This is a genomic window from Pseudoalteromonas sp. SCSIO 43088 (assembly GCF_023650795.1).
In the GTDB taxonomy this organism is placed as follows: domain Bacteria; phylum Pseudomonadota; class Gammaproteobacteria; order Enterobacterales; family Alteromonadaceae; genus Pseudoalteromonas; species Pseudoalteromonas shioyasakiensis.
The window spans coordinates 1,774,184-1,799,456 of record NZ_CP072675.1; the positions used below are offsets into that span (position 1 = coordinate 1,774,184).

General features: G+C 40.6%; 23 protein-coding genes. 12 read left to right on the top strand and 11 right to left on the bottom strand.

Annotated features, from left to right (window positions below; genetic code table 11):
- Positions 1-80 precede the first annotated feature (80 nt).
- From J8Z28_RS08250 to J8Z28_RS08265, 4 genes are all read right to left on the bottom strand, one after another.
- Positions 81-3,254, bottom strand: coding sequence for an efflux RND transporter permease subunit (locus tag J8Z28_RS08250; RefSeq protein ID WP_250660285.1), 3,174 nt, complete (start codon positions 3,252-3,254; stop codon positions 81-83).
- Between the two features lie 14 nt (positions 3,255-3,268).
- Positions 3,269-4,474 carry an efflux RND transporter periplasmic adaptor subunit gene (locus tag J8Z28_RS08255; protein ID WP_054561341.1) on the bottom strand — a complete coding sequence of 402 codons (1,206 nt, stop codon included), beginning with the start codon at positions 4,472-4,474 and terminating at the stop codon, positions 3,269-3,271.
- Positions 4,475-4,603: 129 nt separating this feature from the next.
- Positions 4,604-5,296, bottom strand: coding sequence for a haloacid dehalogenase type II (locus J8Z28_RS08260; RefSeq protein WP_250660286.1), 693 nt, complete (start codon positions 5,294-5,296; stop codon positions 4,604-4,606).
- A gap of 55 nt (positions 5,297-5,351) precedes the next feature.
- Entirely contained in the window at positions 5,352-6,005 is a 654-nt protein-coding gene (locus J8Z28_RS08265; protein WP_250660287.1) for a peroxiredoxin-like family protein, read from the bottom strand.
- Positions 6,006-6,111: 106 nt separating this feature from the next.
- Here J8Z28_RS08265 and J8Z28_RS08270 point away from each other — a divergent pair, with 106 nt between their 5' ends.
- From J8Z28_RS08270 to J8Z28_RS08285, 4 genes are all read left to right on the top strand, one after another.
- A complete protein-coding gene (locus J8Z28_RS08270) occupies positions 6,112-6,987 on the top strand; it encodes a LysR family transcriptional regulator (protein WP_250660288.1) in 876 nt (291 codons plus the stop codon).
- Between the two features lie 85 nt (positions 6,988-7,072).
- On the top strand, positions 7,073-7,633 hold the full coding sequence (locus J8Z28_RS08275) for an RNA polymerase sigma factor (RefSeq protein ID WP_250660289.1): 561 nt from the start codon (positions 7,073-7,075) through the stop codon (positions 7,631-7,633).
- Positions 7,630-8,700, top strand: a complete 1,071-nt coding sequence (locus tag J8Z28_RS08280; protein WP_062565237.1) for a FecR family protein — start codon at positions 7,630-7,632, stop codon at positions 8,698-8,700. The genes J8Z28_RS08275 and J8Z28_RS08280 overlap by 4 nt, the downstream gene beginning before the upstream one ends.
- A 125-nt stretch (positions 8,701-8,825) precedes the next feature.
- A complete protein-coding gene (locus J8Z28_RS08285; RefSeq protein ID WP_502934616.1) occupies positions 8,826-11,732 on the top strand; it encodes a TonB-dependent receptor plug domain-containing protein in 2,907 nt (968 codons plus the stop codon).
- A 59-nt stretch (positions 11,733-11,791) separates the two neighbouring features.
- Here the strand turns inward: J8Z28_RS08285 and J8Z28_RS08290 are convergent, their stop codons facing one another.
- On the bottom strand, positions 11,792-12,190 hold the full coding sequence (locus J8Z28_RS08290) for an ExbD/TolR family protein (protein WP_055021032.1): 399 nt from the start codon (positions 12,188-12,190) through the stop codon (positions 11,792-11,794).
- A gap of 290 nt (positions 12,191-12,480) precedes the next feature.
- Here J8Z28_RS08290 and J8Z28_RS08295 point away from each other — a divergent pair, with 290 nt between their 5' ends.
- Entirely contained in the window at positions 12,481-13,458 is a 978-nt protein-coding gene (locus J8Z28_RS08295; protein WP_250660291.1) for a catalase family peroxidase, read from the top strand.
- Between the two features lie 262 nt (positions 13,459-13,720).
- Complete coding sequence (locus J8Z28_RS08300; RefSeq protein ID WP_250660292.1) at positions 13,721-15,142, top strand: DUF1254 domain-containing protein; 1,422 nt, start codon at positions 13,721-13,723, stop codon at positions 15,140-15,142.
- A gap of 69 nt (positions 15,143-15,211) precedes the next feature.
- Here the strand turns inward: J8Z28_RS08300 and J8Z28_RS08305 are convergent, their stop codons facing one another.
- The 6 genes from J8Z28_RS08305 to J8Z28_RS08330 form a co-directional block, all read right to left on the bottom strand.
- The gene (locus tag J8Z28_RS08305) at positions 15,212-15,655 is read right to left on the bottom strand and encodes a ferritin-like domain-containing protein (protein ID WP_054554697.1); all 444 of its coding nucleotides are present in this window, start codon (positions 15,653-15,655) and stop codon (positions 15,212-15,214) included.
- 186 nt (positions 15,656-15,841) lie between these two features.
- Positions 15,842-16,780, bottom strand: coding sequence for a LysR family transcriptional regulator (locus J8Z28_RS08310; protein WP_054554698.1), 939 nt, complete (start codon positions 16,778-16,780; stop codon positions 15,842-15,844).
- Positions 16,781-16,796: 16 nt separating this feature from the next.
- The gene (aceK, locus tag J8Z28_RS08315) at positions 16,797-18,521 is read right to left on the bottom strand and encodes a bifunctional isocitrate dehydrogenase kinase/phosphatase (protein WP_054561349.1); all 1,725 of its coding nucleotides are present in this window, start codon (positions 18,519-18,521) and stop codon (positions 16,797-16,799) included.
- 91 nt (positions 18,522-18,612) lie between these two features.
- Positions 18,613-19,092, bottom strand: coding sequence for a DUF4124 domain-containing protein (locus tag J8Z28_RS08320; RefSeq protein ID WP_055021030.1), 480 nt, complete (start codon positions 19,090-19,092; stop codon positions 18,613-18,615).
- 75 nt (positions 19,093-19,167) lie between these two features.
- Positions 19,168-20,661: a DUF3413 domain-containing protein gene (locus J8Z28_RS08325; protein WP_250660293.1), complete on the bottom strand. Its 1,494-nt coding sequence runs from the start codon at positions 20,659-20,661 to the stop codon at positions 19,168-19,170.
- A gap of 5 nt (positions 20,662-20,666) precedes the next feature.
- A complete protein-coding gene (locus tag J8Z28_RS08330; RefSeq protein WP_036967930.1) occupies positions 20,667-20,879 on the bottom strand; it encodes a YejL family protein in 213 nt (70 codons plus the stop codon).
- A 63-nt stretch (positions 20,880-20,942) separates the two neighbouring features.
- Between J8Z28_RS08330 and yejK the strand changes: the two genes are divergently transcribed.
- The 6 genes from yejK to J8Z28_RS08360 all read left to right on the top strand — a co-directional run bounded on the left by yejK (position 20,943) and on the right by J8Z28_RS08360 (position 25,069).
- Positions 20,943-21,959 (top strand): nucleoid-associated protein YejK, encoded by a 1,017-nt coding sequence (gene yejK / locus J8Z28_RS08335; RefSeq protein ID WP_054554703.1) that lies wholly within the window; start codon positions 20,943-20,945, stop codon positions 21,957-21,959.
- Positions 21,960-22,078: 119 nt separating this feature from the next.
- Complete coding sequence (locus tag J8Z28_RS08340; RefSeq protein ID WP_054561352.1) at positions 22,079-22,468, top strand: hypothetical protein; 390 nt, start codon at positions 22,079-22,081, stop codon at positions 22,466-22,468.
- 129 nt (positions 22,469-22,597) lie between these two features.
- Positions 22,598-22,942 (top strand): hypothetical protein, encoded by a 345-nt coding sequence (locus J8Z28_RS08345; protein ID WP_054561353.1) that lies wholly within the window; start codon positions 22,598-22,600, stop codon positions 22,940-22,942.
- A 265-nt stretch (positions 22,943-23,207) separates the two neighbouring features.
- Entirely contained in the window at positions 23,208-23,657 is a 450-nt protein-coding gene (locus J8Z28_RS08350) for a DUF3291 domain-containing protein (RefSeq protein ID WP_250660294.1), read from the top strand.
- Between the two features lie 35 nt (positions 23,658-23,692).
- Entirely contained in the window at positions 23,693-24,220 is a 528-nt protein-coding gene (locus J8Z28_RS08355; protein WP_250660295.1) for a tellurite resistance TerB family protein, read from the top strand.
- A gap of 135 nt (positions 24,221-24,355) precedes the next feature.
- Positions 24,356-25,069, top strand: coding sequence for a hypothetical protein (locus tag J8Z28_RS08360; RefSeq protein WP_250660296.1), 714 nt, complete (start codon positions 24,356-24,358; stop codon positions 25,067-25,069).
- Positions 25,070-25,273 lie beyond the last annotated feature (204 nt).

Genomic DNA, 25,273 nt, shown 5'->3' on the forward strand with positions numbered 1-25,273 from the left:
ATACTAGCGTTCGAAGCAGTAAATTGCTAGTAATCAAATAATCAAAAAAAAGGGCAAACTCATTGTTTGCCCTTCATTTTTTACAGGTTACCCTCTTGGGTTTTAACATGTTCTTGTTGATGATGTTCTGCTATCTCATCAGCAAGCTCTTGTCTTGATCGTTTTTCAGTTAATTTTCGCGCCGTTAACCAATAAAAGAACAGCGGCACAAAGAATACTGCAAGGAATGTCGCTGCCATCATACCGCCCATTACACCGGTACCAACGCTGTGGCGGGCACCTGCACCTGCGCCAGAGCTAAGTACTAAAGGCACAACGCCTAAAATGAAAGCAAGCGAAGTCATAATGATTGGTCGAAAACGTAAACGTGCAGCCTCAAGAGCAGCCGTACTTGCGCTCCAGCCTTGTTGATGTTTCATCAAGGCGTATTCAACAATAAGAATCGCGTTCTTACTGGCAAGACCAAGTAGTGTTACTAGACCAATTTGGAAGTACACATCGTTTGTCATGCCAACAACCCAAACTGCTATAAGCGCACCAAAGGTACCAAATGGCAGGGCAAGCATCACAGACAGTGGTAGTGACCAACGCTCATATAGCGCTGCTAGAATCAAAAATACCATGAACACAGCAAGGCCTAAGGCAATTCCTGTGGTGCCTGAACTGCGTTTCTCTTGGAATGCAGAGCCAGTCCACTCGTAGGTCATATTAGGTGGCAATACTGCTTGTGCAATACGTTCAACTTCAGCAATAGCTTGACCTGAGCTGTAACCAGGAGCTGCATTACCCATCAGTTTAACAGCAGGTAAGTTGTTATAACGATTTAGGTTTTCAGGGCCACGGCTATACTCGATAGTGGTAAAGGCTGAAAGCGGCACCATAGTACCTTGGTTGTTTTTAACATAGATACGACCAATGTCGTCAGGCTTCATTCTAAACTCAGCGTCTGCAGACATTAGTACTTGCCATGCGCGACCAAATTTATTGAAGTCGTTAACGTAATAAGTTCCTAAGTTACCTGCAAGGGCAGTGAACGCATCATCAATCTCTACACCCATAGCACGCGCTTGTTCACGGTCAACATCAACACGTAGCTGTGGTGCATCAGGGCGCCAAAGTGTTTGCAGATCACTGATGATAGGGCTCTTTTGTGCTTCAGCTGTCATCAACTGCATTGCATGTTGTAGTTTGTCTGGATCGCTATCACCTTTGTTTTGAATGTAAAACTCAAAACCACCTGTGTTACCTAAACCAAAAATAGCCGGAGGGTTAAAGGCAAGAACGAGCGCCTCTTTAATACCTGCTGTTTTCATGAAGAGCTCTTGCACCAGTGCCTTGGTATCAACTTCACGCTCATCCCAGTGCTTTTGAGTCACGAATAAGGTTGCAGCGCTGTTTTTGTAGCCACCGCCAATAAAGTCAAAACCGGTAAATGCCACCACGTTTTCGTTCGCTGGGTTTGATTGCACGGCCTCAACGACCTGTTGTGTGACTTGCTCTGTGCGTTCAAGTGATGAACCGTCAGGTAAGAAGATTGCAGATATGTAATAACCTTGGTCTTCATCTGGCACAAGCGAACCTGGGGTGTTTTGCCAAAGACCAATCGTTGCTGCAATCATACCTGTCATTAAGATCAGCCCTAACAGACCACGGCGCACCATAAAGCCAACAGCACCGACATAACGGCCAGTGATCTTGGTAAACATGTCGTTAAACCATAAGAAGAAGCGGGCAGTTTGTTTGTGTTCTTGTTTTAAAATAAGCACACAAAGCGCTGGTGTCATCGTTAAAGCAACGACACCCGATAAACTTACAGCAATCGAAATAGTAATAGCGAACTGGCGGAATAGCTCACCGGTTAAGCCACCTAAAAACGCAATTGGCACAAACACTGAACAAAGTACTAAAACAATTGCCACCACCGGGCCGCTTACTTCGCCCATCGCTTTAACAGCTGCTTCTCTAGCACCTAGGCCTTCTTCGTGCATGATACGCTCAACGTTTTCAAGTACCACGATGGCATCATCAACAACAATACCAATCGACAGCACCATACCGAATAAGGTGAGTGAGTTAATTGAGTAACCCAGCATATACATACCTGCAAATGTGCCCAGTAGTGACACTGGTACTGCAAGGGTAGGTATTAGCGTTGCGCGCCAGTTTTGTAAGAATAAATACACCACTAAGAATACCAATACCATGGCTTCAAGTAGTGTTTTTACAACTTCACGGATTGATACTTCAACAAAGCGGGTTGTGTCGTAAGAAGTTAAATGGGCAAGTCCGGTTGGGAACTGGCTTTTCATTTCTTCAATAACACTGTTTACTTCTTCAGCTACATCAAGGGCGTTAGCACCCGGCTGTAAGAAGATACCTAACAGAACCGCTTCTTTACCGTTGATTGTTCCTTTGAAGTTATAGTCTTTTGAGCCAAGCTCAACACGGGCTACGTCTTTTAAGCGTAAGCTACTGCCGTCTGTGTTTGAACGAATAATGATATTTTCAAATTGCTCAGGCTCAGACAAACGCCCTTGTGCAGTCACACTGTAAACGAGCTCTTGTGGAGATTGTGTAGTAGGTGTGGCACCAATTTTACCTGCGGCGTATTGTGAGTTTTGTACGCGAATTGCCCCTGCAATTTCTTCAACAGTGACACCTAATTGGCTCATTACATCAGGGCGCAACCAAATACGCATTGCGTAATCTTTGGCACCAAAAATTTGTACACTGGTAGTGCCAGGAATGCGTTTAACACGGTCTAGCACGTTCATAGTGACATAGTTTGATGTCCATAAACTTGAACGTGTTCCATCTGGTGAGTAGAAGGCATGAACTTGTAAAAAGCTAGAAGAACCTTTTTGAACTACCACACCCTGGCGACGCGTTTCTTCAGGTAAACGCGCTTCAACCTGCTTAACACGGTTGTTTACGTTAACGGCTGCTTGGTCAACATCAGTACCAATTTCAAAAGTAACTTCGATTGTGGTTGAACCTGCACTGGTTGACGTTGAAGACATATACATCATGCCTTCAACACCGGTAATGGCATTTTCAATCGGTGTCGCAACCGTTTGCTCAAGCACATCGGCAGATGCACCCGGGTAGGCTGCGGTTACTTGTACAACCGGTGGTGCTATTTCAGGGTATTGCGCAACAGGTAAGCTGCGCATCGCAGCAAGGCCCGCAAGCACAATAACAATAGATATAACAAACGCAAAAATGGGTCTGTCTATAAAGTAACGAGAAAACATAAGACTCCCTGTGCTTATTCTGCGTGGCTTGGGTTAGCGGCAGGTTGGCCAACATTGACTGGCATACCCGGGAAGAAAATACGTGCCATGCCATCAACAATAACTTGGTCGCCTTCTTTTAAACCACTGCGAATTAACCAAAAGTTTTGGTATTGTTCGTTTTCTGGTTTTTTGATCCACTCACCTACAGTAACAGGGGCAGGTAAAGCGACATCCATGCCTTGCTCGTTTTTACTTACTACATAAACAAACTTACCAGTGCCGTTATCAAGTACTGCACGTTGCGGAACAATGAAAGCGTTTTTGCGTACTGCACCACTTAACTCAACGCGAACGAATTGGCCCGGGCGAAGTTGAAAATCAGGGTTAGGAATAATTGCCTGAAACTCACTGGTACCTGTGTTTGGATTAATACGTACATCAGAGAAGTTAACTTCACCGGTTTGTCCGTATAACGAACCATCTTGTAGTTTAATTTGTGTTTTCCAGTGGCCTTGCTCAGGTAATGTTAGTGAGCCATTTTTAACATCTTGACGCATTTGTAGTTGTTCGCGCTCAGATAAGCCAAAGCGAATACGAATAGGGTCAAACTGAGTCATTTGAGTCAGTAATAAATCTGGACCAGAAACATAGGTTCCTTCAGAAACAAACTCACGTCCCATTACACCTGCGACAGGGGCTTTTACTTGCGCATATTCAAGATTTAGTTGTGCTTCTTTTAACGCAACTTTTGCAGCGGCTAAATCTGTCTTAGCAATATCATTGGCTGAGCTTGCGTTATCGTAATCACGTTGTGAGACGGACTTTTCGGCACGTAGTTTAGCTAATCGTTTAACGTCACGATCAGCTTGAACAAGCGCTGCTTTTGCACCATCAAGTGCAGCTTGTGCTCGGTCAACTGCGAGTTGATAAGGTTCAAGGTCAATTGTAAACAGTGATTGGCCTTGTTCTACACGCTGACCTTCTTCAAAGTTGCGTGATTCAAGAATACCAGTGACACGGGCACGAACTTCAACCTCCTTTGAACCAGACAGCGTCGCTGGCAGCTCAATAGTAAAAGGTGCATCGTGAGTTTCCATTGTCATAGTCGCGACAGCAGCGGGGTGCATTTGACCCTGTTGTTGCTGTGGCGCTTCAGAACAACCTTGCAGTAGCAAAGGAGCAGAAACTAATAACAACGCAGATAATGATAATTTGGCAGGTGCGAAAGGCAGACGCATGTTTACTCCACAGTCCAATTGTTAAGTAGGTATGCATAAAAAATAGTCTATTAGCATGAAAGACGTCACTATGCATATTCATTTAGCGTTTAGTTTATACCCAAAAAAGAGAAAGGTACACCCTGTAGTTTACTTTTTCGCTAGTAAAGAGGCTAACTCTTCAAGGTTTTTAACGATGTAGTCTGGTTGCTTTGCCAGTGGGTAAAGGGCTTTACCGGGCCTTGCGATAAACGCTGTTTGCATACCCGCTTCTTTAGCGCCTGCTACATCCCAGCCGTGCGCAGCAACCATCAAGGCTTCGTGAGGTGCTACATTTAATTGTTCAAGCAACCACTTGTAAGCGCGCAGATCGGGTTTATACACTTTAATATCTTCAACACTGTAACGGTGAGTAAAGTAATTTGTTAAGCCTGCATGTTGGAACTGTGCTTTTACAGCGTTATTTGACGAATTTGTAAAGCTGACTAGTTTATAGTCTTGCTGTAATTTCGCTAAAGCGGGTTTAACATCAGTATGGGCAGGTAAAGATAAAAGCGGTGGCACAATCGCTTGCTTTGCTTGCTCTTTAGTTAACGAAATTTGATTATTACTTGCCACCATCATCAGTGCAGCAACGCCAATTTCACCAAAGTCATGATAGTCACTCGACACCGTACTCACTAAGGAATGATGCAGCATGGTCGAAAACCAAAGCGGTAATAGCTGGGTATTACCATCAAGCGCTTTAGCGACTGAGCTTTGCATTTGTTCAAGATCAAGCAAGGTTTCGTTGACATCAAACACAATTACTTTTGGTTTTGCTTGGTGTTGAGACTCTGCCATTGTGCCTCCCGAGTAAGTTATGGTTACTAATAAAACTAGACTAAAAAATGCTTTTTTAAACATGGTTTAGTGCCTTAACAGCGTTAAGAACATCTAAAGGCTCTGCTCTTAATGTGTAATCTTCATGAGCAAATGCAAATTGAATCACCCCTTGTCTATCAATAACATAGGTTGCTGGTAGTGGTAATTCGTAGCTTTCGTCACCATTGGCTTTTGGAATATCTAAACCAAGTTGATCGTAAACAGGGATTAAGCTTTCATCTAAGGTGAATACCAAGCCACACTTTTTAGCCAAAGAGTTAGACACATCAGAAAGCACTGTATAAGCCAGCTCGTTTTGCTGTTGGGTAGACAGTGATTCATCAGGTAACTGAGGCGAAACAGCAACTAACAGTGCATTTTGATCAGCAAATGCTTGTTGCATATTATTAAGCGCGCGAAGCTCTAAATTACAATACGGGCACCAACCACCACGGTAAAAACTCAGTACAAGCGGGCCTTTCGCTAGCAATTCAGTCGAGCTGATTTGTTTGCCCTTGCTGTCGGGTAATTCAAATGCTGGAAACTTATCACCGACTTTTAAAGCATGTTTACTTAATTGTTCTGCAATCAGTTTTTCAGTCGTGACATCCATCAAATTTAAGATATCAGCTGGGACATTGGCTTTCTTTTGCACTTCAAATGCGTCGATTTGGGTTTTTAAAGACATACATACTCCAATCATTTTTTACAATTTGTAGCAAGTATAGAGTTTTAAATTTTTATATATACAATACAAAACTGAAACCTAAATTCGAAAATGTTGAATCAAAGCCATGTACAGTTTATGTGATTTAGAAACCTTTATTGCCATAGTTGAAAACCAAGGTGTAGTTGCCGCCGCTAAAGCTCAGGGCCTCTCACCTGCGACGGTAAGTCATCGCTTAAGTAAGTTAGAGAAAGCCTTAAGTACTGTATTGTTGTTTCGTGATAGTCGGCGAATACGCTTATCACCTGCAGGGGAGCTGTTTTATCAACGAGCTGGTGCCATTTTAGAAGCTTTATATGATGCTGAACATCAAATTGGCGCTCGGGGCTCAGCGGTTACAGGGCTTTTAAGAGTCACTATGCCGCCTTGGGTCTTTTCGAAATTTGTGATGCCCGAGCTTGGCCACTTTGAACAGCAATTTCCCGACTTAAAACTCGATTTTATGATTACAGATCAATTTGTGAATATTGTTGATGACGCCCAAGATGTGGCTATTCGAGTAGGTCAGTTGGCAGATTCAAACCTGCTTTCTCGTAAGCTTGTTAGTAACTCTCGTATTTTGTGCGCAGCACCGAGCTATATTGAAAAATATGGGCAACCTAAGTCGGTGGTTGATCTTAAAGACCATTACTGGGTGTGTTTGCCATGGCAGCGACAGCTTAAATTTAACGAAGGCGGACAAGTCATTAATTATAATGCGAGAACGCGTTTTACTGTATCTAACTCAGATAACATGACACAGGCGGCGATTGCAGGCCATGGCATAGCGATTAAATCTTATATTGCAATTAAAGATGATTTAGCCGAAGGGCGGTTAATCGAAATACTCCCTAATAGCCTTGTTGATGCTGACGCGCCAGTATGGTTTTTAAAACCACAAAACAGCCTAGTGACGCGCAAAACAGAGGTTTTTTATGAGTTTATGAAATCTTTGTTTACCTAAGGTACAAAAACTTAACAAATGGCTTGTAATTAAACTGAAATCTCGTACCCTAAAGCAATAAAAATATAATAAAGGTGAGTTAAGGATGACAGATAGAACTGGGGTTATCACCGCTTTTACCGAGATATCGAGCAAGCTTAGGCGCTTTGTATCACGTATCGTCAGCCCTGATGATGTAGAAGATATTGTGCAAGAGACGTTTATAAAAAGTTATGAAGCTGATCTTAAGCAAAATATCGAATATACTCACAGTTATATGCTGAAAACAGCTAAGCATTTGGCGCTAAATCATATTGCTAAATGGGACAATAAATACAAAGAATCGTTAGATGAACAACAGCAGGTTGAGCATCACATGCGTTCAATGGCACTTGAAGATGAAGTGACTTCTAAAGAGCGTTTTTTGTTTTTTTGCCGAGTGACTAACGAATTAAGCCCTCAGGTTAAAAAATGTTTTATCTTAAAAAAAGTCTATGGCTTAAGCCAAAAGGAAATTGCAGCTAAAATGAGTCTTAGCGAAAGTACTGTTGAAAAACATATAGCCAAAGGCTTATTACATGTTCACCGAGCAATGAAATCACACGACGTACAACCACAGACATTTACCCCAACTACAGAGTTCACTGCAAAAGAGGTGAACAAATGAGTAATGTTCATCCATTTTCATCAAAAGACATGATTCAAGAGCAAGCGAGTCAGTGGATCAGTGCAATTGATCGTGGCCTATCTAAAGATGAAGTAAGCCAATTACATTTGTGGGCTCACCAAAGTGCGGCTCATCAAGAGGCATTGTTTGAACTTGCGACCTTATGGGATGAAATGAGTGTACTTAATGAGTTAAGTAGTTTGTTTCCTTATAAAGCACCGCAAAAACAACCTGCAGTGTTTGGTATGGCAACCGCTGCCAGCTTTTTAGTGGCAATGCTGCTTGGTTCTATCATGCTTATTTATTCAAGCTATTGGCAAAGTGAAGAAAACGATTACGCCAAATTTAGCAAAATTTACCGAACCAAAGTGGGTGAGCAAGCTGAATTTGTGCTGCCAGACAGCACTATTGTTCAGCTTAATACCAATACTAAACTCGAAGTTGCCTATTCAGGCGATCGCCGGCAGTTGATTTTGAGCCGCGGTGAAGGGCGCTTCAATGTTGCCAAAGATCCGAGCCGTCCGTTTACGGTTATTGCTGGTGATAAATCATTTACTGCACTTGGTACGGTGTTTAATGTTCAGCGAAATACTGCTTCAGACTTAGAGCTAGTGGTGACTGAAGGCAAGGTGATGATTGCTGATCCGAGTACTCAGGTTGATGCTAGCGACTTTAATCGTTTAAAAGATGCCTCAGATAACAGTGCAGATATTAAAGCGCTTCGCGCTAATGTTGTTGTATCTGGTGAGAAAGCACTGATAAAACAAAGTAAAACTGAGCCAATTAAACAGTTATCGGTTGATGACGTACAACGTGATTTGGCATGGCAACAAGAAATGCTGATTTTTAATGGCGAGTCTTTAGGCGAAGCTCTACAAGAGGTGAGTCGTTATACTGCCACACGTTTTGAATTAAATGACCCAGAACTTGCCTCTTTAAAAGTGGCTGGCGTGTTTAAAACAGGCGACATTAAAGGTTTGCTTGATTCTTTACAAGCCAACTTAGGTGTAGAACATCAACGTTTAGGTGAACATCGTGTTAGCTTAACTATCGCTGCAAAAGGTTAGTTCTATCTATGAGAATACGCCAATGTAATGATGTTAATTGTGCGCCACCTTCTCGTCACAAAAAATTAATTAAAAAAAAGTTAAATTTACATAGCGGATTTTTCTTCCTCACTTGTTTGTTTAAATTGCGCAGTAAGCAATTGCCGTTGTTACCTGCCTCTTTTGTTATTTATGGCCTCACAGCAGGCCAAGTAGCAATAGCGGCTGAAAAACAAATGCTGCAATTTGACATCAAAGCGCAACGAGCTGATTTGGCGTTAATCGAATTTGCAAAGCAAACTGAACAAACAGTCATTTTTTCTTTCGAATTAGCAAAGCAATATCAAGCGCAATCTGTGTTTGGTTTTTACACTAAACTTGATGCACTGAATGCGATGCTAGAAGGCACTGAGCTCGATGCGGTTGTTGATCAACAAGGCTTGCTGAGTATAAAACTCAAACAAGTAGATAGGATAGATAATAACATGATCAAAGTATCAGGGGTCAGCGCTGCAGTCGTGCCATTACTGCTTGCCGCCAATACGCAAGCGTTAGCAGAAGATCAATCAGCAGAACAAAACATCGAAAAAATTGCCGTTGTCGGTAGCCGTGTAGCAGGACGCTCGGTTGAAGATTTACCGGTTCCGGTTGATATTTTAAGTGCCGAAGCACTCGAGAATACAGGTCAAACAGAAGTAGGCCGTATGCTTCAGGCTATTGCACCGTCTTTTAACTTTTCAAGCTCATCTATCAGTGATGGTACTGATGCACTTCGCCCTGCAACATTACGTGGCTTAGGGCCAGATCAAACCTTAGTTCTTATCAATGGTAAACGTCGCCACCAAGCGAGCCTTATTCACATTAATACGTCAGTAGGTCGTGGTACGGCGGGTACCGACATGAATGCTATTCCTGCTGCTGCAATCAAACGTATTGAAGTTTTACGTGATGGTGCTGCTGCGCAATATGGTTCAGATGCCATTGCAGGTGTTATTAATATCGTATTAAAAGACGCTGAAGAGGGCGGTAAAGCGGCGATTAACTATGGTGAGTATTCAGAAGGTGATGGCGAAACTGTGACTGTTGATTTCAACAAAGGTTTTGCTTTAGGTGACGAAGGTTATTTAAACACCACAATTAACTACCGTGACCGTGCACCTACTAACCGTGCAGGCCTTCATGGCTCATGTCAATTTTACGGCTGTACTGAACTTGATGATGGTACGCTATTAGCAGGCGACCCTCGTGAGTTAACGGCACCTCGTGATACGTTTAGAATTGGTGATGCAGATTCACAACAATTCGCTCTAACAGTTAATACTGGCTATGAGCTTGCTGGTGGTGAGCTATATGGCTTTATCACTTATTCAAATCGTGAAAACGAATCAGCTGCGTTTTTCCGTCACAACGCTAATGCTAATGGTAACCCTGTATTACAAGATGGTGATGCAACCATTCCTATGGGTTTCTTACCGAAAATTAATACTGTCATTGATGACGTGTCTTATAACTTTGGTTATAAAAAGTCGTTCGATAATGATTCAAGCGTTGATTTATCGTACACCTACGGTGAAAACAGCATTGATTACACCACAAGTGACACTATCAACGGCTCTTACGCTAACTACCTTCGCTATGACCAAGGTTTAACGGCTGATGAAATTCGTGCCACTATCCCGCGTTCAGCATATGCATATGGCCTTGAATTATCACTGCAAACTCTAAACCTTGATTACACCAAAGATTACGACAACTTTTCATTAGCACTAGGTGCTGAGCTTCGTACCGATGAGTTCCGTATTCTTGAAGGTAGCGAATACGCATACCGTGATTACGACACTGTTGATGGTATGAGCATCTATTCTGGCTTAAATGGCGGGGTAGGTAGTGTTGATGCTGCAAGTGGCACGCAAGGTTTTGGTGGTTCAGATCCGGCATCATCAGTTGATGAGTCGCGCGATGTGATTTCATTCTATATGGATGCAGAAACCTATGTTATCGATGATGTCATTATTTCAGGTGCGGTACGTTACGATAACTACAAAGGCTTTGGTGACACAGTTAACTTTAAGTTAGCGGGTAACTGGTCTGTCACTGAAGATGTGTCATTACGTGGTGCACTAAGCACAGGTTTTAGAGCGCCTTCTATGCAACAGCTTTACTTTAATAACGTAAGTACACAGTTTGTTGTAGGTGATGATGGCAGCTTAGTAGCTGAGCAAGTAGGTACGTTTAGAAACGACAGTACCTTAGCGCAATCAATTGGTATTCCTAAGTTAAAAGAAGAGAAATCACAAAACCGTAGTTTAGGTATTGTGTATAACGTAACCGACAATATCAATTTAACCATTGACTACTATTCGATTGATATCGACGACCGTATCGTTATTTCTAACCGTTTAGGTAAAGGTTTATCAGATACGCTAGATGCTGCACTTGAAAGCTCAGGCGCAGGTGCGGGTCAGTTCTTCTTAAATGGTGCCGACACAGAAACAGAAGGTGTTGATTTAGTTGCAACATGGAACACAGAAGGCCTTGGCGGCACGCTTGATTTCACCTTTGCTGCTAACTTCACTAAAACAGATGTAGTTGATTTATTCACGCCATCAGGCAGTGGTCTTGAGACTATTCCAGTAGAAGATGTGTTTTCTGCCCAAGAAACATCAATTATCGAAGAATGGCAACCTGAAGATCGCATTAACTTAAGTGCGCTTTACCGTTTAGAAGATTGGACAGTAAACCTTTCTCTAAACCGTTACGGCGAATACACAGTTGAAGATGGTGGCCGTCAAACATACGGTGCTGAAATATTAACTGATGTAAAAGTTAACTACTTCTTTAACGAAAATCTGTCATTTAACATTGGTGCAAATAACTTATTTGATGTTTACCCAGATAAGAACACCATTGGTAATTCACGCTCGGGTACGATTGTTGATGCTAGCGGCAACACAATTGTTTCAAGCCCTGGTGTATTCACTTACTCACGTCGTTCAGCACCATTTGGTTTTAACGGTGCGTACTACTACGTAGGTGCAGAGTACAAGTTCTAAACTCCCTTTAGATTCCTTTATTATTTAACTTTGCAAAGGGCCGTTAGGCCCTTTTTTAGTTATAAAGACGTGCTTATAGAAATTGGCACATCTTGATATTGTTTTATTTTATCAAGCAAGGTGACTAAGGTTTTGTGGCTGCTTTGCTCACTTGCTGTTACTTGCACATTGGTCATTTCAAACTGTGCGGCAAATAACGCAAGGTTAGCGATTATCTGCTCTGGTGTGATAAGCCGGTTTGCAAAATAAATACTGTCGTTTTCAGTGATAGTAAATTGCGCTTGTTTTTTAGGGTTTTCAAGACTTGGTTTTGCTAAAGGGCGATTTACTTCAATAGCGCGCTCTTTAACAAATGAGGTTGTGACGATAAAAAATATCAGCAAGATAAACACAATATCGAGCATTGGAGTCATATCTACATCAGCGTTTGCAGTGGTTTTTTTATGTTGTTTCACCATAATTAGGTCCTTGTTGTTTTTGACCAAGCCACAAAATTTACGATTAAGTGGACTAGCCATAGTCGTGATTAATACCACGGATTATTTTTAAAATGCTGGGCGCCACAGCAGTTTTTAGGATCCTAAATTTAAAGTTAGCAGCTTTTAAAAAAATGGTAGTTAAATAAATATTCTAAGTTTATTAAATGTTTGTAGCGTTTTTGTTGGTAAAAATATTTTTTAGCTTTGATGAAATCATTTTGAAGTTTGTCTGGTCATTTTTGTTGGAACTAAGTTTAAAGGATGGATAAATGCTAAAAATTAAGCCTTTAGTTTGTGCTATGTGCCTTGTATTACCAACAGCAAGTTTTGCTGAGGAGCCAGTAAATGGGCAAGATTTCATAAATTTATTTGAGAAGCTGTCAGGTAAGCAGCCCGGTATCAGAAAAGGTCACGCCAAAGGGGTGTGCGCTGTCGGCACATTTACACCTAATCAAGCAGCAAAACAGTATTCAATTAGCCCTTTATTTAACGCACCGTCAAAAGCAAATATTCGCTTTTCTATGGGCGGGGGTAACCCTAATGCTGATGAAACATCACGTTCTCCACGCGGAATAGGGGTGCAGTTTGTACTAGAAAATGGTGATGTACACAATATTGCAGGGCTAACTACGCCGGTATTTGCAGGGAACAGCCCAGAAGCGTTTTTTGGTTTGCTAAGTACATTAGTACCTGACGAAAAAACTGGGCAAATCGATTTTGCAAAAGTAAAAGCATACAGAGAGCAAAACCCGAGTACCTTAGGGCAATTTAATTGGCTGCAAAGCCATAACCCGCCAGCATCGTATGTGTCTTCACGTTATTTTGGTGTGCATACCTTTTACATGGTTGATGCAAAGGGTGCGAAGCATGCCTTTAGATGGACTATGGTGCCAGAAGAGCCAGAGCAGGTGCTAACAGAAGAGCAAATGAAAACCTTCCCTAAATCATTTTTGGCTAAGCGACTTGAAGAAGATTTAGCAAAAGGGAAGGTGCATTATCGTTTTCAAGCACAATTAGCCGAGCCCGGTGATGCATTAACTGACCCTTCAGTTCGTTGGCCTGCGGATCGCAAAACAATTAATTTAGGAAAGCTCACCATAGAAGCGACAGGTGAGTCAGGCTGCGATCTTACTAATTATGATCCAAACCTGTTGTCTAAGGGCTTTATGCCAAGTGATGATAAAGTACTTAAATTACGCTCAACAGCTTATGCAATTTCATTTGCGAAGCGTTTAACGGGGCAATAAGTTTCTTGGGGTTAACTCACTAAATTGAATAATTTTTAAGGGTATTTGTCATGCTTGATTAAAAGGAGTTAATAAAACCTGACTGTTGTATAAGCTAAAGGATGAGTTTGATTTCTAATAGTTATAGTTTACCCTTTCATGTATCACGTAAACGGGACAATTACAGTGTTGATAAGTGGTCAAAAAATACCTATTCTTAGAGTATGCTCTCTGCCCTGATACGGAGGATGCATTGAAGCGATTAAATAGAAAGGGAAATGGAATGAAACTTCTAAAACATATAAATATCAAAAACTTACTGTTTATGTTCTCAATCACTCTGCTAGGATTGTATGCTCAGGGCGTAAAGTCGCAACAGATAATTACTTCACTTGAAGAAGCTCATAAGATTGCTAAAGAGGCATTTATCTTCGCCTATCCCATGCTATACGGGTATAAGACCATGGTGGCGCAAACCCAAGATCCACTTGACCCGGGTTTTATTGGCGGATTCGGAAGATATCGTCATTACACTAGACTAAACACCCCTGAAGATAAGGATATAAATGCGCCCAATAATGACACTCCTTATTCCTGGGCGTGGCTCGACTTGAGGGCGGAACCGTGGGTGTTGAGCTTGCCCGAAGTGTCTGGAGAACGCTATTACACACAGCAGTGGTTTGATCTTTTCACACATAATTTTGCCTATACTGGCGCTCGAGCAACTGGATTTGGAGAGGGGAGCTATCTCTTCGCAGGGCCTGAATGGAACGGCGAGGTTCCTGCATCTATTAAGAAAGTATTTCGCAGTGAGAGTGAATTTATAGGAACTCTCACTCGCACAGAGCTCAAAGGTGAGAGTGATGTGGAAAACATGTTGGCTATCCAGCACAAATATGTGTTGCAGCCTCTCAGTGAATTCGCAGGTCAAAAGCCGCCGGTACCCGCTGCAGAGATAGCGTGGCCGGCATGGAATGAGAGTCGTGCATTGTCAGGTGAATTCATCGCTTATTTAAACTTTCTCTTGCAGTTTACTCAGCCTCACCCATCTGAAAAGGAACTTCTAAAAAGATTCGAAAAGATCGGCATCAAAGCTGGTGCGCCATTCGATATCAAAAGTCTACCGCGAGATATCCAACAAGCATTGACTGATGGCGTCGAGCAAGGATTGAAAGAAATCGAAGAGGTGATGCCTTCACTCACCAATTCTGGCGAAGTGTATGGCTCACGGGAACAATTGAAAAATAACTATCTTTATCGAGCTGCTGGGGCATTTGCAGGAATTTACGCCAATTCTGTAGAAGAGGCTTTTTATAGCCAGTGGTCTTTGGATTCTAGTGGTCAGCCCTTAGACGGAAAACACAAATACGTCATTCATTTCGAGAAGAAAGATTTGCCGAACGTGAAATTCTTTTGGTCTGTAACATTATTCGATCTTCCCGGTCGCTATCTCGTCGCTAATCCGATCGACAGATATTCACTAGGTCCCAGAACTGATGGTATCCGCTATAACGATGATGGATCACTTACGGTTTATGTTCAGCATGAGCAACCTAAAGGCGATAAGTACACTAATTGGCTACCTGCGCCTGATGGTCCCTTCTTCGTAACACTTCGATGCTATGGCCCTGACGATGTAATGATAAATGGCGAATATAAGCTGCCAAAGATGAAGCTCCAAACTAATAGTAAAATTCTCAGATAAGATACGAACCGCTTATCTAAATCTAAACAAATAAAAGCCCAGCTTAACTGGGCTTTGCACTCTCACAATTTAATGCTTTTTCATTTTACTCATTTCAGCATGACAACTTTGAATTGTCAGCAGGGTTTTAGATAACGCGGCTTCACAATCATGGGGTTGTGGTTTTTTAAGCGCATGTTTGATTTCGGCTAGTGTTTTATCTTCAACTTCTTCAAGTTCGCTAACATAGGTGGCGTTTTTGTCGGCACCTAGTTTAGTAATTAGTGATGTATAGGCTTTACGTGCTTCTACAGCAAAATCAGAACCATTTTCGCGCTCGCCATTTTCGTTAATAGCATAAGGTTGTAAGCGTTCAACACTTACTTTACGCGCATCTATCATGCGTTGAAATAGGGCAATAATGCTTGGGTCGGTTACTTTTTCCTGTGCTTTTTCATAAAAATCGATACCGCTATTCATAACTTGGATGATATCTGCAATATGATGAACGTCTTGTCCTTGATGAGTATTCATAATGACCTCTTTTTGAATATTAAAAACAATGCAATTAGATACTTGCAAAGCATATTCCAGTTCATTACTTAAATATAAAGTTATTGTATTTCAGTTGGTTATTGGTTTTTAATAGGAGAGATGCTGCTGATAAGCTAAGCTAACACCTTGCTTATCAGCAATAATTACAATTTTGTTGGTAAAATCTTACTTAAGCTCGTCGGCTACTTCTGCAACCTTTTGGCGTAACCAAATATGGCTTGCATCACGGTGTAATAGCGGGCTCCAAATCATATCTAGCTCAAATGGCGGAATAGGGAATGGCGGCTCAAGAATTTTAAGGCCCGGATCATCTAAATAGATATTCGCCGCTTTTGAAGGCAACGTTGCAACCAAGTTTTGTTCTTTCGCTAAGTGAATAGCAACGTGGTAGTTACGGGTAAAGGTGGCAATATTACGGTGTTTACCAAAGTGAGCGAGCGCCTCATCCACCCAACCTAGCTTTTGCACATCTTTAGGGTCCATACCCACACCTACACCAAAGCCTGTTTTACTAACCCAGATGTGGCGCGCTTTTAAATAACTGTCGAGGCTGAAGTCTTTGATAATTGGGTTATCTGCTTTTACTAGGCAACAAAAGCTGTCTTTCCAAATTTGTTTATAGTGAAACGATTGCGGTAAGTTTTCAAAGCGGTTGATAGCCATATCTACCTTACCGTTTTCAACATCGTGGAAGGTAACATCACTTGGGGTCAAAATATCGAGTGTGGTATCGGGCGCTTCTTCGTGTAATTTACTTAATAAGCGTGGGGCAAGGGTACTTGCTGCGTAGTCACTGGCCATGATACGAAAAACACGTTTACTTTGTGATGCTTCAAATTCGCGGTTTGGTGCCAGTGTTTCTTCAAGGGTCATTAAAATGCCGCGGATCACCGGTTGTAATTCTTTTGCGCGCTCTGTTGGCACCATACCTTCGCTGGTACGCACTAAAATAGGGTCGTTAAATAAATTACGGAGTCTTTTTAGGCCATTACTCATGGCAGGTTGCGTAATGCTTAGCTGGTTAGCAGCTTTAGTTACATTACACTCCCTTAGTAACGTATCTAGGTAAACAAGTAAGTTTAAATCTATTTTACTTATATTCATTGTGTGTCCTTGGTGTTTACCAATAATGGATAAATCGTTGTGCAGCAGGGTATGGATAAATGTGGCTAACTACACCTTGCTTATAATTGTATTGTGCTTGTCGCCAATAGGCTGGATCTTCAAGCTCTGGGTGTGTACTCAATAAATATTGCTTATACACCGGATTTGCTGTCACAAAGGTACATAATTGCTCTGGAAACACATCTTGCGGTGCCACAGAGTAACTTTGCTCATTGGTTAAGTAATCATCGTACGACTTTGCTTTTGGTAAGGCGCGAAAGTTCATGTCTGTTAGGTACTGAACTTCATCATAGTCGTAAAAAATAATGCGATTATGTTTACTCACCCCAAAGTTTTTCAACAGCATGTCGCCTGGGAAAATATTTACGGCGATCATTTCTTTTAAAGCTTGGCCATATTCTTCTATTGCTTCAAACGCTTGTTGTTCACTGGCATTTTCAAGAAACAGATTTAACGGTGTCATGCGTCTTTCTATGTACAAATGCTTGATGATTAACCACTCGCCTTCAATAATCATCGAAGAACCAATGGTTTTATGTAACTCTGCAAGTAATTTACTATCAAATCGGGCTAGTGGAAATACGACGTTCGAATACTCTATGGTGTCGGCCATGCGGCCAACACGGTCATGGCTTTTTACTAATTGATAGCGTTTTAATACGGTATCGCGGCCAAAGGGTTTGCTTTCTCCAAAGGTGTCTTTAATGACTTTAAACACATATCCAAACGACGGCAGGGTAAATACCATCATCACCATACCCGGTGTACCAGGGGCAATTACAAGCTGATCGTTTGAATGATCTAAATGACTTAAAAACTCTCTGTAAAACTCGGTCTTACCTTGTTTATGAAAGCCTATTGCATTGTATAGCTCAGCCAGTGTTTTATTCGGCATAAGCTGATTTAAAAAGCGTACTAACGCTGATGGCGCATGGGTTTCAACCATAAAATAAGCACGAGCAAAACCAAAGATAACCCGCATTTGTGATGATTTGGTGAGTAGGGCATCGAGGTATAGCCCTTTGTCTTCATGATGCAATACCGCAATAATAAATGGCTGTACGCCACTTTCTGATACCACACGGCCAACAATATAAGCCGCTTTATTACGGTAAAACGGGGCTTGCAGTATATCAAAGCGCATTTGCCATGCTTGGTGATGTGTATCAGGCGCTTGTTTATAAAAGGCTTTTACCAGCAAGCGAATATCGCGTTCTAAATCAACAAAGGGTGCTTTAAAATCAAACTGATTAATAATTTTGCGTATTGTGGGTCTTAAGCCATCAACAACAGGGTGGTAACTGCGGTATTCAACTTCCATTGGTAGTGCTGGGGCATCCGCAAGCGTCGCTTTTACAAAGATAAAGTCATTATTAAAATAACGACGATGAAATAAACGACAAAAAACAGAGTTGTAAAAGGTTTCGGCAAGTTCTGCCTGAGGGTGAAAGCGCAAAAATTGCTGATAGAGCTGTTTGGTTTCGAGCCAGCAGGTTTGATCTAAGGTAATAATTTGCTGTTCATTAAGCGACTTTAGCTTAGCAATGGTTTCGTTCACCCGATCATCGTAATGGCTAATTCTGAGTTTGCTTATCTCATTTATTTTTTGCCAATCACGATCTGCAAACGCGAGTGGTGCTTTGGCAGTAATTGCTTGAAAGAGTTTATAGTGATTGCGAAACCCAGATAAAATTAACTCTGCAATGTGTTGTGGCTGCATATAAACTCCTTACTTAAACCAACATAGAGCAATAACTCTATTGGTGTTAAGAATATGTTATTTATTCTTCAAACCCAATAGTAAAGTGTATTTAATTATAGCGAGCTAGTTTTTTCTCAAGTTTTGCGAGTTTTTTATTAACGCTTTTTACGTCGCGCCCGTATTGCTTGTTAATTGCTTTTAGCTGTTTTTTAATGTCTTTATTAATTTTTTTAGCTTCTTTATCAGACAAAATTCGGTTTAAGCGCTGTTCTTGCTGGTACTGAGCTCGGTCTCGATCACGGCTTAAGATATCTAAACGGTGTTTATAGCTTCGAATTTCGGCTTCGAGGTTTCTGATAATTTGCTGGCGCTCAAGCTCGTTGAGCTCTTTAACGAAGTTTTGCGGAGCTTGTAAGTCTGGGTCGGTGACTTGAATTTTGTGCTTGGTTGCACGGCTACCACAGGGGAACTCACTAAATACCGTGCCTCTGTCTGTGACACATTTATAGTATTCTGTGGTAGCAGCAAGTGATGTGTTGGTAAAACAAAGTAGTGTAAGTGATATTAGATAAATGATTATGGCTTTCATGACGTCCGTGTCTCCTAATCAATTAAGGTGTCTAATATCTAAAGCTAGCTCGAAATAATGATTTATCAATAAGCGCTAGGGCGTATATTGTTTCAGCTTTTTAATGCTTTGCACTAAGAATGGAATATCTAAGCCTTGTTCAATGGCAAAGCCTTGCGCTGCTGAAATGTTTTTAAAGTTACCGTCTGAATCTATCAGGGTAATTCTGTCTTTTTTAAATGCGATAAATACATTTTGCGAGTAGTTAACACCGGTGTCGTCATGGCGTTTGTATAAGTTACTACCCAACATGCTTTGTTTTGCGAGTGTTTTACAACCAAGGTAATGTCCCACGCTGGTGGCGATAATATCACTTGGTTGAATAAGGCCTTCGGTTTGTACAACTTTTTTATCTGAGCTGTATAAACGAGAGGCTGTAACAATACCATTGCTCTGCTGTGCGAGACTAAAGGCAAACACGGCGTTAGCAGATTCACGCGCTTGTGTTGTGGCGTCTGCACGTACAAGGCGAACCGCAGGGTTTTGATCGTCGTTATTAATAAATTCGAATTGTTCAAAACCATTAATTTGAATTGAGCGATTATCAGCAAGCCACACAGGCAGTTGCTGTTTATCTAGAATTGGGGCTTTGTAAAATGCTGGCAGGCCGTAAACTAAACTAAATAACGTATCTTCGGTTTCTACAGGTTGTAAGAACAAGTCTGTCTTACGTAATGCAGGCTCAGTGGCAACAAATTGCTCTAGGTCAGCATTATTCTCAAATACTAAAATATCGATAGTCGCACTCGACTCAGCTTTACACTCGGCAAGTGGAGTAGGTGCTAAGTAATCGATATTATGTGGGTCAAGTCTTACATCGTGTGCTTCTTTATAGCTTTCTAGATCTAGTAAATCGTTTTTAGCTAACAAGCTTTTGGCTGTTGTAGGGTAAGACAACGGCAATACATTATCTTGTTTAGTGATATCAAATTTTAAATTAGCATCAGCCCAAATATGAATACTGTGGCTAAGTGCAAAACACACTAAAATTGTGCTGGTTGCATAGCGCGGGAACTTATATTGTTTTAAACGCGCTAAGTGGTGCCAGGTGTAGTTACTGACTAATAACTGGAACGCTAAAATTAGCAGCACAATGCCGCCTGCAAGAATCGTTGTTAATGCTGGTGAGCTTGTTAAGCGGTGCCACAACAAAGAAACGATTTCAGGTAGAGCAGACGTATTTAAGTGATAACCCAAGTTAAAATAAACATAGGCATCAAGCGTTAAGAATGACGCGCCGAGGGTTGCAATAATGGCTGCCATCCCTCGGATATGCCGAGGGTATGGAAACACTAAGCTTAATGGAAATATCGTTAAAACAAAGGCAATAAAAGTAATAAAGCTGGTGTGGCTTAACCAGGTCACGAGCATGTATAAATAGCCCATGAAGGTTGTCGGTGCACTGTCTGCAACTAAGTAGCTTAAGCTAATAAATAGCACTAAACCTATGTTTGCAAAGGTGAACCAATGGCCCCAACTTAAAAGCTGACTTACTTTTGAAGAAAACTGACTTTGTTGCGATAAATTCATAAATCTTATTTAACCGACTGTGCTAATGCTTTTGCAAAGTTGTCGGCAACAGCTTGTCTTTTCTCTGATGGTACATGCTCTTTTAAAATATGCGTGATAGAATTTCCTAAACACATAAGGCTTAAATCAACAGGCGCTTTGTGCTCTGTTAGTACATCAATCAGCTGATCAACGATTTGTTCTACTTGCTCATTAGAATATTTTGATATGATAGGCATCAGTTGGTTCGATAAAAAGAGTTATATTCCCGTATTTTAACACCAGAGGCGTGAAAAACAAAGATGACAATAGATGTTAAAAAATTAGTCGTTCATTATGTAGACAAAAAAGATGACGATACAGATATTCATTTACGCAATGATGAGATGGTTGTTAACGATAAAGTAGCCGTTTTTATAGAGCAGCTACACCATGCATATAATGGTAAGCCTGGTAAAGGCTATTGTGCATTCAGCGGCGAGAAAAACAGCATTGTTGCTTCGGCTATGCAAAGTTACCGTAACGACGAACTTGGCTTTTGGCACATGACAGAGCAAGCAACAAATGTGCTAAAAGAAGAGTTAAATAAGTATGCCTTTAATGAAACGGGTTATTTAGTTTTTTGCCATTATCAATATGTTGCAAGTGACTTTTTGTTAATTGCGATGATCAATATTAAAGAGCATTACTCAATTACTTCTGAGCTTGATTTAGCTTCATCACGTCACTTAGATATTTCGCGTATGCAACTAGCTGCACGTGTCGATTTAACTGCGTGGGATACTCAACCAGAAGATAATCGCTATGTGTCGTTTATTAAAGGTCGTGCAGGTCGTAAAGTGGCTGACTTCTTTTTAGACTTTTTAGGCTGCGAAGAGGGTATTGACCCTAAACAACAAAGCCAAGTTATGCTTAGTGCTGTAGAAGACTATTTATCTGAGCAACAATACGACAAGTCAGAGAAAGATGAGCTACGTAAGCAAGTTTTTGATTACTGTAATGATTGCGTAACCACAGGTGAAGATGCCAACGTTAAAGAGCTTTCTGCAACCTTATCGAAAAATGACGACAGTCCATTTGAAAGCTTCTGCCAAGAGCAAAGTTATGACTTAGAAGAGTCGTTCCCTGTTGATAAGAAAACAGTAACTAGCATGGTGAAGTTCTCTGGCATGGGTGGCGGTGTTAGCGTGAGCTTTGAACGTAAACACTTAGGTGAACGCGTAATGTATAACGAAGCAACCGATACACTAGTGATCAAAGGTATTCCACCTAATCTTAAAGACCAGCTTCAGCGCTTTATGGAGCAGGACGAAAGTTAATCTGGTTTAAGCTTCAAGTTTTAAGCGATAAGACGATAGATAACCGTTTTTAGCCCAGCACTTGCTGGGCTTTTTAGTTTTGGGTACTTTAAAACACTATCTACTACAAGGAAGAAACATTGCATCACTATAGTTTTGTAGCGGTAAATAGTTTAGATACTAATATGTTAAATAACTTAGAGTCTCGGTTTGAGTTGCAAGAATCTGTATGCCTGAATAATTTAGAAGAGCTCAAATTATTGCTTGCAATGCTCGGGCTGAGTTTAAGCAAAACAATTAATCTCGATTTAATAGATATAGAGCATTGTTGGTTAGTAGAAGGGGCCTCAAAAGAAATTGCTTATTCTGACTTTGATGACTTTTACCAGCATTGGTTAGGTGTATCTCACAGAGAATCAACTATGGATGAATACGGTCAGTTAATTTATTTAAACTCTTTTATGAATCGCTTTAAAAAAGCAAAGTTTAAACTTATATGCCAAGAGATTAAGGATCAAAAGCCATCTTAATACCATGCTAGGTTGGCACGCTAAGAAGCTTGTAATGGCACATGATAAACTTTTGTTGGGTGATGCTCATTTGTTCTTAGAGAAGTATTTTGAATGGTTAAATAACAACAAAAATTAGCTCGTATATTAATGACAAAGAAACTTATATTATTCATATCACTGTTTGTTCTTGGTTGTTCACCGCTTTGGGAAGAACCTCCATATCAAGTCTATTTTAGTGATAACTCAAAAAAGTTAGGCTACTCGCTTGGTGAAGGTGCATTCATTGGACGTATAGATGAACCTAAATTGATTGCGTCTAACGATAAATACATTTCGGTTTTGGCTTGCCCTGAAAATATTTGTTCTTACTTTTATATTGATAAAGTGAACGATCATAAATATGCAGAACATAATGAGTTCGTTTTTGGGCCTTACACTAGAAATGAATTTACAGCTTTAGAATTTCAACTCGCTTTACCTAAGCTTAAGTAAAAATTTACTTCTAATATTTACTTTGCTTTTGTTCATCGGACAGTTCATGTTCTGACGGCGGCGGTGATTGCGGTGGCGGAGATTAGATAAAGTAGTTCCATTTGCCATCATTGATTTAGTAAAACATCTACAGATGGTTTTTAGCATGATTAATATAAAAATTCGAATAGTGGAAGGCGTAAAAGTGCTTTTCTTTTCTTTCAGTATCGCTTAGTTTTAATACACTCAAGGTACAAACTTCCCCGATGGCTAAGGAGAGTCATAAATGAAACTTGCTCAATTGAATATCGCTCTTGCTAAATATCCATTAGATGCGCCAGAAATAAAAGATTTTGTTGATAATCTTGATTTAATAAATGGCGTTGCTGAAAGCAGTGCTGGTTTTGTATGGCGATTAAAAGACGAATCGGGTGATGCCACAAATATTAAATTGTTTGATGATCCGAATATGATAATCAATATGTCTGTGTGGGAAAGCGTTGAAGATCTTAAAAATTTTATGTTTCGCACACATCACAGAGATTTTATGCGCAGAAAAGGTGAATGGTTTCACCGCTTAACTGAAGATAGCTATGTTTTATGGTGGATTGAAGATAACCATATTCCAACCCCTCAAGAGGCATTAGAGAGATTGCAGTATCTGCGAGAAAACGGCGACACACCACATGCTTTCACATTTAAAAGCAATTTTACAGCTGAAGAATTTAAAAAATAAATAACAATTAACTGCGATAAAAATAAGGAAAAACTATGCATGTTGTATTAGGTGTTTTAGGTATTGTAGTGACCATTTTGGTGTTACTGAATCGACTTCAAGAAGGGGGGATAGATATTGGTTGGTTGAATCCTTTTAGCTGGCACCGACGTCGTAAGTTCAGAAAACACCATGATTTAAATCCCGCATTTAAGTTAGATTCACCGATGGATGTGGCTGCGTTATATATGGTTGCAGTGGCCAAAATAGATGGAGAAATGAGTAAAGAACAAAAAGAAAAAATTCTAGCTCTTTTTAACAGTGAATTTCATTTAAGTATGAAAGAAGCTACAGATTTATTACGCTCAAGTGTGCATTTATTAGGGCATACTAGTGACGTTTACAATAAACCTCACAAAGTAATTGAGCGATGCTTAGATAAAGTAACAAAAGAGCAAGCAGCTTCAATTTGTTATCTCGTCGATGAGGTAGCGAATGTTGAAGGTGAACCGACGGCTCAGCAAAGAAAACTTGTCACAGAGATAAAAAATGCATGCCCTCGGGAGGCTGCTGGCAAGTGGTAATTCATCCATAAACCCAACCAGCTGAAAATTAAAATGACAATTATAACCCCTTAACTGATTTTGAAACGTTCTAGTGAATATCGTGAAGATGTAACAACAAATCTAATTTTTAAAGATGTTTATAAGAGAGTTTTTATGAAAAAAAAGTTATCAGTGGCTTTATTGGTTTTATCATCTTTTGCTAACTCAACAACGTGGGGAGAGTTAGAAGTAGATGACCCAATCGTTAAGGGTGCAAAATGTGCGGTTGCTGAGCCTGCAAGCTATGGTGGTTATATTTACAGTTGGCCATCAAAATATGATCAGGTGTTTTGGCCGCATACGGATAGAAATGGCATTTGGTTTTGCGAGACATCGGGTTTTATAGCTTTAATTGGTGATTTTGACGAACTTAAACCTGCAGAAATTGAGAGAATAACGGAATTTCTTGCGTCTCAACACATTTCGAAGCCAACTCTCGAGCAAACTTACGCACTTCGCGAAAAAGATGAATTTTTTAAAAATAAGTTGCTAAGAATCCTTGCTCGTTGGCAGCAGTCTTTAGGTAACCTTAATAAGGCAAATAGCTATCGAGCTAGAGCATTTAAAGATATTCAACATGCCCTTAATGGAGATTTAAATGGATATAAACGACTTGAATATCTTTATTTGGCGACTAACTACTCAAAGCAGTTTGCAGAGCAAAATAAAAATGTAGGTTACTTAGACGATTTGGAAACAGCATTGAAATCGGTGACTGATCCTGAGTTAAAAGGTTATGCTGAGTACTTGTCGGAATTGATAAAAGACAGCCTTTATATTAGAGAAGGCGGGAAACTCGACCCTGAAATACCAAGCAGCAATAATTAGAAGAAACATCAAGGATGAGGTAACAGATGAGGGATACGGCCATGATAAAACGCAACAAAGCTAATACTGGGCTATTTTTTGTATCGGTGCTGCTATTGGGTTTTCAATCTTCATTGCATACCAGCAACTGCTTATAGGTCTTTTATTTGCTGTAATAAGCGTTAGTGTTGCAATCTTAGTTGTTTCAAATAAATGGTCTAAGTA

Bases quoted from the DNA above. Each gene is read 5' to 3' on its own strand.
- J8Z28_RS08250 (WP_250660285.1), bottom strand. From the start codon at position 3,254: ATGTTTTCTCGTTACTTTATAGACAGACCCATTTTTGCGTTTGTTATA.
- J8Z28_RS08255 (WP_054561341.1), bottom strand. From the start codon at position 4,474: ATGCGTCTGCCTTTCGCACCTGCCAAATTATCATTATCTGCGTTGTTA.
- J8Z28_RS08260 (WP_250660286.1), bottom strand. From the start codon at position 5,296: ATGGCAGAGTCTCAACACCAAGCAAAACCAAAAGTAATTGTGTTTGAT.
- J8Z28_RS08265 (WP_250660287.1), bottom strand. From the start codon at position 6,005: ATGTCTTTAAAAACCCAAATCGACGCATTTGAAGTGCAAAAGAAAGCC.
- J8Z28_RS08270 (WP_250660288.1), top strand. From the start codon at position 6,112: ATGTACAGTTTATGTGATTTAGAAACCTTTATTGCCATAGTTGAAAAC.
- J8Z28_RS08275 (WP_250660289.1), top strand. From the start codon at position 7,073: ATGACAGATAGAACTGGGGTTATCACCGCTTTTACCGAGATATCGAGC.
- J8Z28_RS08280 (WP_062565237.1), top strand. From the start codon at position 7,630: ATGAGTAATGTTCATCCATTTTCATCAAAAGACATGATTCAAGAGCAA.
- J8Z28_RS08290 (WP_055021032.1), bottom strand. From the start codon at position 12,190: ATGGTGAAACAACATAAAAAAACCACTGCAAACGCTGATGTAGATATG.
- J8Z28_RS08295 (WP_250660291.1), top strand. From the start codon at position 12,481: ATGCTAAAAATTAAGCCTTTAGTTTGTGCTATGTGCCTTGTATTACCA.
- J8Z28_RS08300 (WP_250660292.1), top strand. From the start codon at position 13,721: ATGAAACTTCTAAAACATATAAATATCAAAAACTTACTGTTTATGTTC.
- J8Z28_RS08305 (WP_054554697.1), bottom strand. From the start codon at position 15,655: ATGAATACTCATCAAGGACAAGACGTTCATCATATTGCAGATATCATC.
- J8Z28_RS08310 (WP_054554698.1), bottom strand. From the start codon at position 16,780: ATGAATATAAGTAAAATAGATTTAAACTTACTTGTTTACCTAGATACG.
- aceK (WP_054561349.1), bottom strand. From the start codon at position 18,521: ATGCAGCCACAACACATTGCAGAGTTAATTTTATCTGGGTTTCGCAAT.
- J8Z28_RS08320 (WP_055021030.1), bottom strand. From the start codon at position 19,092: ATGAAAGCCATAATCATTTATCTAATATCACTTACACTACTTTGTTTT.
- J8Z28_RS08325 (WP_250660293.1), bottom strand. From the start codon at position 20,661: ATGAATTTATCGCAACAAAGTCAGTTTTCTTCAAAAGTAAGTCAGCTT.
- J8Z28_RS08330 (WP_036967930.1), bottom strand. From the start codon at position 20,879: ATGCCTATCATATCAAAATATTCTAATGAGCAAGTAGAACAAATCGTT.
- yejK (WP_054554703.1), top strand. From the start codon at position 20,943: ATGACAATAGATGTTAAAAAATTAGTCGTTCATTATGTAGACAAAAAA.
- J8Z28_RS08345 (WP_054561353.1), top strand. From the start codon at position 22,598: ATGACAAAGAAACTTATATTATTCATATCACTGTTTGTTCTTGGTTGT.
- J8Z28_RS08350 (WP_250660294.1), top strand. From the start codon at position 23,208: ATGAAACTTGCTCAATTGAATATCGCTCTTGCTAAATATCCATTAGAT.
- J8Z28_RS08355 (WP_250660295.1), top strand. From the start codon at position 23,693: ATGCATGTTGTATTAGGTGTTTTAGGTATTGTAGTGACCATTTTGGTG.
- J8Z28_RS08360 (WP_250660296.1), top strand. From the start codon at position 24,356: ATGAAAAAAAAGTTATCAGTGGCTTTATTGGTTTTATCATCTTTTGCT.